The sequence below is a fragment of the Zymomonas sp. genome (genome assembly GCF_020216885.1).
GTDB lineage: Bacteria > Pseudomonadota > Alphaproteobacteria > Sphingomonadales > Sphingomonadaceae > Zymomonas.
Map to the genome: position 1 here is coordinate 1 of NZ_JAIWON010000050.1, position 10,000 is coordinate 10,000.

At 47.1% G+C, this 10,000-nt stretch carries 12 protein-coding genes, 1 tRNA gene and 1 pseudogene; 12 read left to right on the forward strand and 2 right to left on the reverse strand.

Annotated features, from left to right (window positions below):
• From LDL18_RS02550 to LDL18_RS02605, 12 genes and pseudogenes are all read left to right on the forward strand, one after another.
• A pseudogene (locus LDL18_RS02550) lies at positions 1-206 on the forward strand (alpha/beta hydrolase); the annotation flags it as partial.
• Positions 207-521: 315 nt separating this feature from the next.
• The gene (locus tag LDL18_RS02555) at positions 522-1,703 is read left to right on the forward strand and encodes a type III PLP-dependent enzyme (RefSeq protein WP_296506828.1); all 1,182 of its coding nucleotides are present in this window, start codon (positions 522-524) and stop codon (positions 1,701-1,703) included.
• Positions 1,704-1,784: 81 nt separating this feature from the next.
• Complete coding sequence (locus tag LDL18_RS02560) at positions 1,785-2,837, forward strand: deoxyhypusine synthase (protein WP_296506829.1); 1,053 nt, start codon at positions 1,785-1,787, stop codon at positions 2,835-2,837.
• A gap of 182 nt (positions 2,838-3,019) precedes the next feature.
• Positions 3,020-4,120 carry an ABC transporter permease gene (locus tag LDL18_RS02565; RefSeq protein ID WP_296506852.1) on the forward strand — a complete coding sequence of 367 codons (1,101 nt, stop codon included), beginning with the start codon at positions 3,020-3,022 and terminating at the stop codon, positions 4,118-4,120.
• Complete coding sequence (locus tag LDL18_RS02570; protein ID WP_296506830.1) at positions 4,117-4,908, forward strand: ATP-binding cassette domain-containing protein; 792 nt, start codon at positions 4,117-4,119, stop codon at positions 4,906-4,908. Before LDL18_RS02565 ends, LDL18_RS02570 begins: the two co-directional genes overlap by 4 nt.
• 10 nt (positions 4,909-4,918) lie before the next feature.
• Complete coding sequence (locus LDL18_RS02575; RefSeq protein WP_296506832.1) at positions 4,919-5,866, forward strand: MlaD family protein; 948 nt, start codon at positions 4,919-4,921, stop codon at positions 5,864-5,866.
• 5 nt (positions 5,867-5,871) lie between these two features.
• Positions 5,872-6,498 (forward strand): ABC-type transport auxiliary lipoprotein family protein, encoded by a 627-nt coding sequence (locus LDL18_RS02580; RefSeq protein ID WP_296506835.1) that lies wholly within the window; start codon positions 5,872-5,874, stop codon positions 6,496-6,498.
• A gap of 217 nt (positions 6,499-6,715) precedes the next feature.
• Positions 6,716-6,934: a translation initiation factor IF-1 gene (gene infA, locus LDL18_RS02585; protein ID WP_007403889.1), complete on the forward strand. Its 219-nt coding sequence runs from the start codon at positions 6,716-6,718 to the stop codon at positions 6,932-6,934.
• 5 nt (positions 6,935-6,939) lie between these two features.
• Positions 6,940-7,548 carry a nucleoside triphosphate pyrophosphatase gene (locus tag LDL18_RS02590; protein ID WP_296506842.1) on the forward strand — a complete coding sequence of 203 codons (609 nt, stop codon included), beginning with the start codon at positions 6,940-6,942 and terminating at the stop codon, positions 7,546-7,548.
• Positions 7,549-8,562, forward strand: coding sequence for a hypothetical protein (locus LDL18_RS02595; protein WP_296506844.1), 1,014 nt, complete (start codon positions 7,549-7,551; stop codon positions 8,560-8,562).
• 22 nt (positions 8,563-8,584) lie between these two features.
• Positions 8,585-8,770 (forward strand): DNA gyrase inhibitor YacG, encoded by a 186-nt coding sequence (gene yacG / locus LDL18_RS02600; RefSeq protein WP_296506846.1) that lies wholly within the window; start codon positions 8,585-8,587, stop codon positions 8,768-8,770.
• A gap of 92 nt (positions 8,771-8,862) precedes the next feature.
• Positions 8,863-8,938: transfer RNA gene (locus tag LDL18_RS02605), tRNA-Phe, on the forward strand.
• 51 nt (positions 8,939-8,989) lie between these two features.
• Here the strand turns inward: LDL18_RS02605 and LDL18_RS02610 are convergent.
• Entirely contained in the window at positions 8,990-9,511 is a 522-nt protein-coding gene (locus LDL18_RS02610; protein WP_296506848.1) for a DUF4186 domain-containing protein, read from the reverse strand.
• A 31-nt stretch (positions 9,512-9,542) separates the two neighbouring features.
• A partial coding sequence (locus tag LDL18_RS02615; RefSeq protein WP_296506850.1) for a SapC family protein occupies positions 9,543-10,000 on the reverse strand: 458 nt, incomplete at its 5' end.

Below are 10,000 nucleotides of genomic sequence, written 5' to 3' on the forward strand. Positions count from 1 at the left end.
TTATTATACAGGGCGAAAGTGACGAAGTCGTCACCGGTTCAGCGGTTCAAAAATTAGTCGATAAATTGCGGACGCAAAAACACATTACGATTGATCAGGCTATTATCCCGGGCGCTAATCATTTCTTTCAAAATGAAATGCCGGAATTGATGAAATCAGTCGATGATTATCTGGATATGAGATTGAAAGCCGATCTCGGACAATAAAAATAAGGCAAAAGGTAACCATATAGGGCTAGATCACAGCTTCTATATGGCTTACCTGCGGCCTCTATCCTGCCTCAATTTTACACTTGGCTTATGTCAATTAGATGACTGATATCTAAAAAGATTTCGCCTCGATTTCGGCGCAACTTTATTTTTCTTAAAAAAATTATAATTACCTATAGACAAGCCAATAATCTTCTTTACATCCTGACATTCGCTTTTTAAAAGCGACGTCCGCTGCCCCATGGGACTTCCAACCGCAAGGCAGCTTTTTACTCTTAGTCTTGCCACCCTACCCTCTGGAGGTCCCTTGAATTGCACAATCATCATAGCGCGCTGGGGTTAGCTACTTCTCTTCGTCCGGTTGAACCGGTTACCCTTATCCGCCCTCATGCAGCCCATCGGGCAGCCCGCTTCTTTATTGAAAAATTTGCGGGAAAGACGATGTATGCGGTAAAGGCCAATCCGTCACCGGCGCTTATTCGTAGTTTATGGGATGCAGGTATCACGCAATATGACGTCGCTTCAGCCAATGAAGTGCGTCTGGTGCGTCATTTGTTACCAGATGCAACCCTGTGCTTTATGAATCCGGTAAAAGCTGAGGAAGTCATCCGCGAGGCCTATTTTGAACATGGCGTTCGGGCATTTTCTCTCGATAATCAGGATGAGTTGGATAAAATCCTGCGGGCAACCGATTATGCCAAGGATTTGACGCTCTGCGTTCGACTTCGCGTCTCTTCGGATCATTCCAAATTAAGCCTTGCTTCCAAATTTGGCATTGATCCTGCCCAATCAGCCTCCTTACTGATGGCCGCCCGTCAGGCTTCGGATTCTCTTGGCATTTGCTTCCATGTTGGCAGTCAGGCGATGTCTCCCCAAGCCTATATTCAGGCGATGGAACTGGCGCGTGATGCTATTGTTCAGGCAGGTGTTACCGTCGATGTTATTGATGTCGGTGGCGGTTTTCCGTCGATTTATCCTGATTTGGAACCCCAAAATCTGGAAAATTATTTTCATAGCATCCACGAAGCCTTTGAATCTCTGCCTATTTCTTACTCGGCTGAATTATGGGCTGAACCGGGACGCGCTCTTTCCGCTGAATATTCCAGCCTGATTGTTCGGGTTGAAAGACGACGCGGCACTGATCTTTATATCAATGATGGGGCTTATGGCGCTTTGTTTGACGCAGCCCATCTGGATTGGCGTTTTCCGGTAAAACTCTTGCGGGCGGAATCCAATCAGGCACGCGATATCAATTTCAGTTTTTATGGCCCCACCTGCGATGACATGGATTATATGGCGGGTCCTTTCCCGCTACCTGCGGATGTCAAAGTCGGTGACTATATCGAAATCGGGATGCTTGGCGCTTATGGAAATGCAATGCGAACCGAATTTAACGGTTTTACGCCCAGCATGACCGTGATAGCCGACGATCAGCCCATGGCCAGCCTTTATAATGACACTGGCGATCATCAGCATAGCATCGCTATGCGTTAAATGCCTTTGTCATGAAATAATGCTTTTTCTACATTAAAACATCTTCTGACTATACCGGATTCCAAGCGGAGTTTCTTTATTATGACGGATTCCAAAACAAACGATCAGCGCAAAGCTGAACTATTGTCGAAAACAGTCGAACATATCGACATTCGCAGCTTTGACGCTCGCCCGATTATTGATGCTATGGGCAAGATGAGCTTCACCAGCCGTGATCTGGCACGGGCAACCGATATCTATAACCAGATGTTGGCTGACCCAAAATGCACCATCTTTCTTGTCATTGCCGGTTCAACTTCGGCGGGTGGCTGCATGGATGCTTATGCTGAATTGCTGCGATCCAATATGATTGATGGTGTCGTTGCCACCGGTGCTTCGATTGTTGATATGGATTTCTTCGAAGGCTTGGGTCACAAACATTATCAGGCTCTGGAAGTGCCTGATGATATGACGCTGCGTTCGCTCTATATTGACCGTATCTACGATACCTATATTGACGAAGAACAGCTTCAGGATTGCGATAATACCATTTATAAAATCGCAGAATCCCTGAATCCGGGCGGTTACTCCAGCCGTGCCTTCATCCGTGAAATGGGTCGTTATCTCTCAAAACATGGCAAAAAAGAAAACAGCCTTGTAAAATTGGCCTATGAACATGATGTGCCAATCTTCTGCCCGGCTTTTGTTGATTCTTCTGCTGGTTTCGGTCTGGTAAAACATCAGGTTGAACGCATCCGTGACAAAAAACCTTATGTCATGCTGGATGCAGCCGCCGATTTCCGCGAATTGACCGATATCAAAATTGAAGCTGGCACGACCGGCCTGTTGATGATCGGTGGCGGCGTTCCGAAAAACTTTGTGCAGGATACGGTTGTTTGCGCTGAAGTGCTTGGCCATGAAGATATCGAAATGCACAAATATGCCGTTCAGATCACGGTTGCTGATGTTCGCGACGGCGCCTGCTCTTCCTCTACGCTGAAGGAAGCCGCCAGCTGGGGTAAAGTCGATACGGCTCTGGAACAGATGGTTTATGCCGAAGCCGGTTCAGTCTTGCCGTTATTGGCCTCTGATGCATGGCATCGCGGTTTTTGGAAAAACCGTGAACCCCGCGCATGGAGCAAGTTGTTCGACTAAAGCGAAGAAAAGAATTTTCATTTCTTGCGAAAAAAGCTGCCTTTGGCAGCTTTTTTTGTCTCTTTATCGCTACTTTTCGATAGTTGGATTTTTTATTTTCACTTCTTGGAAGTTATTTATTAAAAGTTTTTTGCGACTATCGACTTGCTGTTTCTTTCAATCTGGCTCATGGTTTGCACGACATGACTGGTTCTGATGATTTTAGCTTCGAGATAAACGGGGATCAACTTGCCTTGCAGGGTGCGTTGACGCTTGCCCATCTCGATAGCTTGTCGAATAGACTGCAAACGCTTTCTACTGTAAAAGTAATCGACCTTTCAAATCTGCACCGGATGGATACAGCTGGCGCATGGTTGGTGCATAAGCTGGCACAAAACAATAATGCCGAGGTCAAAGGAACGAATAGCGCTGTTGCGCATATCCTCGATCAAATATCGCATTATGACCGCCCGCTTGCTCCTGAACCCAAACATGTATCCCCCTTGATCTATACTTTAACAGGGGTTGGTAAAAATACCGTCCATGTGTGGTATACGATTGTTGGACTGGTCAATTTTTTTGGCGCCCTGCTTGTCAGTATCTGGCACACTATCTGCCATCCCAGCCGACTGCGCCTGACGGCCATTATCTGCCAAATGGAAACCGTCGGCGTGAATGCTTTGGCCATTGTCGGCTTGATGAGCATCCTTGTCGGGGTTGTGATCGCTCAACAAGGGGCGGTTCAATTGCGACAATTTGGGGCGGAAATCTATTCTATCAATCTAGTCGGACGGCTTTCCTTTCGTGAATTAGGTGTTTTGATGACGGCTATTATGGTCGCCGGTCGTTCTGGTTCGGCTTTTGCGGCACAAATTGGCTCAATGAATCTGGCTGAAGAAATCGACGCGATGCGCATTATCGGCGTTTCGCCTATGGAAAGTTTGGTTTTGCCACGTTTTCTAGCCAGCATCATTATGATGCCCCTTCTTGGCTTTTATGCAACGATCGCTGCCGTCATTGGTGGCGGGTTGCTTTGCTGGACAGTTCTCGATATTCCGCCCACAACATTTTTTACGCGGTTAAGAGAGGTTATCCCTTACACTGATGTCGCCGTCGGTTTAGTCAAAGCACCTATTTTCGGGGCATTGATTGCGATTGCCGGATGTTTCCAAGGCACACAGGTCAAGGGTAACGCCGAACAACTCGGCTATTGCACGACAAAGGCCGTTGTTCATTCCATCTTTTTGGTTATCGTTCTTGATGCCTTCTTTGCCGTATTCTTTTCAGAGATAGGCTGGGTATGAGCGATTCTGATATTATCCAGATCCGAGGCCTCAAAAACAGCTTCGGTAGTCAGGTCGTGCATGACGGGGTTGATCTCGACGTAAAACGGGGTGAAATTCTAGGCCTTGTTGGGGGATCGGGAACGGGTAAATCTGTTTTGCTGCGCTCGATTATCGGTTTGCAGCAACCTGTAGCCGGCTCAATCAAGGTTCTAGGCCATGAAATGATTGGCAAAGATCCGCTCACTATGCGGATGGTCAGTCGGCATTGGGGCGTTCTCTTTCAAGAAAGTGCGCTGTTTTCGACCCTGAATATTACTGAAAATGTCAAAGTGCCACTGCGGGAATATTATCCCGAACTAGGTGACTCTCTGCTAGATCAAATCGCTGGCTATAAAATTGCCATGACCGATCTTCCCGAGGATGTCGGAATAAAATTTAATTCCGAATTATCGGGCGGTATGCGGAAAAGAGCCGGATTAGCACGCGCTTTGGCATTAGATCCTGATTTATTATTTTTGGATGAGCCGACGTCAGGCCTCGATCCGGTCAGTGCAGATGCGATTGATGCTCTTATTTTGGGGCTTCGTAAGATGCTGGGGTTAACCGTTTTCATGATTACGCATGATCTCGACAGCCTTTATAATATTTGTGATCGCGTCGCTGTCTTGGCTGACAAGAAAGTTCTGGCCGTCGATACGGTTGAAAATCTGACCAAGCTCGATCATCCGTGGATAAAACGTTACTTCAATGGCCCCCGTGGTCGGGCAGCGGCGGAGTCTTTTGAAGCCAGAAAGACGGGAGCATAAGGAATAGATCATGGAAACCCGCTCCAATTATATCCTTGTTGGAAGTATTACACTGATATTGCTGGCACTTATTGCCACAGTTTTGGTCTGGATAGGCCGTGTTTCTGGAACGGAAACGCATCAGTATGATATCTTTTTCCATCAATCCGTCGATGGCTTGGCAAAAGGCAGCTCGGTTACCTATTCCGGCGTTCCTTCCGGTCAGGTGAAAGAAATCAAGCTGTTACCCAATAACCCTGATTTCGTTCGGGTCAGAATTAGCCTGAATGCCGATACGCCGGTTCTTGAAGGTACAACGGCTACTATTTCTAGCATGGGCTTTTCCGGTGTCAGCCAGATCACCTTGGCGGGGGGCGTCTCCGGTGCAAAACCGATTGAAAATCACGGGCCTTTTGGCGTTCCGGTTATTCCGACAAAACCGGGGGCTTTAGGACAGTTGTTGAATAGCGCACCGCAGCTTCTCGAACGAATTACGACGCTGACCGAACGGATGAGCGATCTTCTGAACGATCACAACCAACGTTCTATTGCGCGTATATTGGACAATATGAATACGTTATCCGGTAATCTCGCTAATCAATCACCTAAAATGCGGCAAATCATGGATGATGCCCATCATGCTTTGGTGAATTTAAGCGATGCGGGTCAACAGATTTCAGAATTAGCCCAGACCACCAATAATACGGTCAAGCAGGACATCCATCCCGCTACGGCACATTTAAAAGAAACGGTCATGGCTGCTCGTGACAGTATGCAAAATCTGAATGATATGCTTTTGGATGCGCGCCCCGGGGTTCATCATTTCTCAAATGAAACCATGCCCCAATTTGATCAGCTTGTGCACGACCTGCATGATATGATTGGCAGTATGTCTTCCTTAACTGACCGCATTAACCAGACGGGTGCCGAGGGGATGTTAAAAGGCCAGTCACTGCCCGATTATAAGCCAAAGGATTAGGTATTATGGATTATCGTTATACTTCAGCCTTGATACTGCCTCTGGCGGCGCTTTTGACGGCGGGATGTGTTAATCTCGGAAATAATAAACCGCCTAAAAATTTGCTTACGCTGACCTCCTCTGCGGCACCGGCAGCCAATAGTGACCTGACACAGAATAAACCCCTGTTGTTGGTAGTGCCCCCTGCGGTGCCTGCGGAATTAAAGGTAACCCGTATTCCGGTGACAACCAGTCCGACAACGGTTGCCTATTTAACGGATGGTGTTTGGGTTGATTTACCCTCCCGTCTATTCAGCAATATTTTGTCGACGACCATTGCCAGCCATAATCACTTTATGGTTGTCAATTATCGGGCAGCGACGGGTGCCGCTTACCATTTGACGGGCAATTTAACGGCTTTTGGCTTGGATGCGCAACATCATCAGATTGTGGTGAGCTATGATGCCTTTTTACGCGGCAGCAAAGATCACCGAACAGAAACGGTTACCAGTCGTCATTTTGAAATCAGACAACCCGCTCAAAAACAAGATGCGGTCAGTGTCGCTAATAATTTGAATACAGCGGCCAACCAAATGGCTGGGCAAGTGGCAGATTGGTTAGATCAACAACAGGTAACCGCCCCGGCCTCCTGAAAATAGCTTTTTTGGGATCACGGCTTTCTTTTTATGCTGTATCACGTTAAGAGCGCGTAAGTCTCGGTAGTTTCGGCTGCCGAAGACGCTTTTACCTGTCGGTATTTTTAGCATTTTTGTGCATTATCTTTTGTAAAAGCCTGATGTTAAAAATTCGGCTAAATTTGAAACTTTGGCAGAATCCCATTCTGCTTGTCAAAAATTAAAGAGGCTTCATTTGGCAAAAGAAGAATTACTCGAAATGCGTGGTCGCGTTGTGGAATTGCTTCCCAATGCGATGTTCCGTGTTCAATTAGAAAATGACCATGAAATTTTGGGTCATACGGCTGGCAAAATGCGGAAAAACCGCATCCGCGTTCTGGTCGGCGATGAAGTTTTGGTCGAACTGACCCCTTATGATCTGACCAAAGGGCGGATCACCTACCGCTTTAAATAAATTTTATGGCATCCTCGCTTATTCTTGCTTCTGCCAGTCCTCGTCGGCTGGCATTGCTGGCGCGCATCGGTATCAAACCCGATTTTGTTCTTCCTGCTGATATTGATGAAACACCGAAAAAAGGTGAACTTCCGCTCGAATATGTCCGGCGGATGGCAACAGAAAAGGCAGAATGGGTAGCCTCCCGCCATTCGGATTGCCATATCTTGGCAGCAGATACGGTGGTCGCTGCTGGTCGTCGTATTTTGCCCAAGGCAGAAGACGAAAAACAGGCGACATCTTATCTCAAGCTGTTATCAGGCCGCAGACATCGGGTGCTCACCGCTGTTGCGATGCAAAAAGATGGTGCCCCCACGACCGTAAAGGTCTCTTCAAACATCGTTACTTTCAAGTCTCTTAGCCCTCGGGAAATCGAAGATTACATCGCCAGCGGCGAATGGCGAGGCAAAGCGGGCGGTTACGCTATTCAGGGCTATGCTGAATCTTTTATCCGTTTTCTGGCAGGCAGCCATTCTTCGGTTATGGGCTTACCCCTTTATGAGACGCGGCATCTCTTGATGAATGCTGGTTGGCCGATTTCGGCATCCTCTTCTCTCCAAGAAGAATACGCCTAGATGCTTTCCTATGAATGGTTGATTGAAAAGGGCATTGGCGAAACCCGTGCCGCGCTCTTGGCTGATGACACAATCATTCAGGCAAGAATCGAAACGGACAGCTCCGCGTTACGAGCTGGCAGCATTTTAGACGTCCGTTTATCTGATTCCGCTAATGCCACAGGGCGAACATTGGCCACAACGGATAAGGGAGATTCTGTCTGGGTTGCCTCTGTGCCGCGCGCCCTTACACAAGGCAGTCTGCTCAGAGTTGAAATTATCCGTGAAGCCGTAACCGAACGCGGTATTATCAAACCGCCTCACGCCCGTCCTGCGCTTCCTGATGCCCCTCTCAAAGAGGGGGCTTCCCTCGAAATGCGGGTCAAGGCTAGTGGTTATCCTGTCTATTATCAGCAAAATCATCAGCCCGATCGGTTGGAAAAATCAGGCTGGTCAGAAGTCATCGAACAAGCACGCTGCGGTGATATTGATTTCCCCGGTGGTCGTTTGCGTATGGCATTAACGCCTGCCCTCACCCTTTTCGATATTGATGGTCATCTTGGGTCGCTGGATTTGGCTTTAAAAGGCACAGAAGCGACTGCCAAAGCTATTACCCTTTTTGATATTGGTGGTTCAATCGGCATTGATATTCCGGGATTATCAGGCAAGTCAGACCGACAAAAAGTAGCCGAATGTCTTGATCAGCATTTACCTCCACCTTTTGAACGCACGGGCGTTAATGGTTTCGGGTTTTTGCAAATTATAAGACAGAAAAAACGTCCCTCTTTGCCCGAACAGATTGCTGCTTATCCAATCGAACATGAAACCCGCCAGTTATTACGTCAGGCTTGCCGCGCGAAAGGCGCTGGAAAACGGATTTTAACGGCCTCTCATTTTGTTATAGACTGCATCAATCGCCACCCTGACTGGCTGGAAGCCTTGGCACGGGAAAGTGCTGCCGAAATTATCTTGAAAGCAGATCCCATGCGGCCAATCTATCAAGGTGATGTCGCCGTTGAATTTCCAGCCTTCTAATCTCTGCTATCGAAAGACGACCATGCCATCAGCAACCAAAAAAAACGCTCATAAAGGCAAATGCCCGATATGTGGTGCCCCGACCAAAGCTGAATTTAGACCTTTTTGCAGCCGTGGCTGCCGTGATCGGGATTTGCTTAATTGGCTAGGAGATGCCTACCGTTTGCCAGTGAAAGATTTACAAGCCGAAGATAGCGATTTTGATTAAATTATTAAATATATCAGAAAAAAGAAAAAATATACTGGACAAGACCCGAATACATTCTTATACGCCCACCCAGACGAGAGAAAAACTCTCAAGCCCAGGTAGCTCAGTCGGTAGAGCATGTGACTGAAAATCACAGTGTCGGCGGTTCGATTCCGTCCCTGGGCACCACTCACATCCCCTAAAAATTTATCTAAAATAAAACTGCCGTTAATGTGCAGATTATTTTTCTATTTCAGGAAAAAGACTTCCCTGCACATCCTCTGCTTTAGATTTGCGTTTTTTTGGCAAGCTGGGCGTAACCGCCTTCATTTTTTTAGGTGGCAATTCTTTTTGTAAATCCAGCCAATGGGCAATTACCTCAAGAATATAGGCCTGTTCTTTTTGGCTAAGGGTTTTACCCGCTTCAATTCGATGCCATTTCTCGATACAGCCACGACAACAGGTTCCAGTAGCATGTTGTGCCAAAAAGACTGGATGCCCCTTATAAGGCGTCTGCTTGCCATCATTGGGTATTTCTGCCGGAGCTAATCTCTGGGCAATAAAATCCTTGCCATGCTCCAGAATGGTTTCCATCCCCTTATTCGCTAAATATTGCTGTTCTTGAACACCAAGGCGAAAACGACGACGGAAAGAAGAGCGGCTTAAACGCTCGAATAACACATCCAAATTTGCCATTTTGGAATAATAGCACCGACATTCTTTGATGCCGAGAAATAAAAAGGCCGGAAGTCTAAATGACATCCGACCTTTCCACTAAAAATAGGAATGGTTTTTATGAGGCAGAAGGATTCTGATCATTTTCTGGCAATGGTGGAATCCGACCTAAGATAGCCTGCCGCTGGAAGATATCCTGCACCAGACTCAAAGACATCAGATGCGCATAAACCAAAGGAAGCAGACCGGATTTGACCATTTTCCGTAAAACATCGCCGCGAAGCTCTTTCAAGCGTTCTTCAGACACGATCTGGAAGCTACGATACACATAAGGCTTTGATGCGTCATTGGGCTGGATAGCCACTTCACCATCAATCAACAGCTTATGTTCCATCAATTCGGCAACAAAATCATTGGTTCTCTGGGCTGAAATGGCGAATTGTTCACAAAAACCCAAAATATTTTTGGTAAATTCGCTTGGCTCGTCACCCTCAAAAAGGGGTTCACCATCCTCAAATTCACCCAGCATGCCACGGCTAGGATCAACACAAAGCGACATATCTTCGCTTTTCGGAT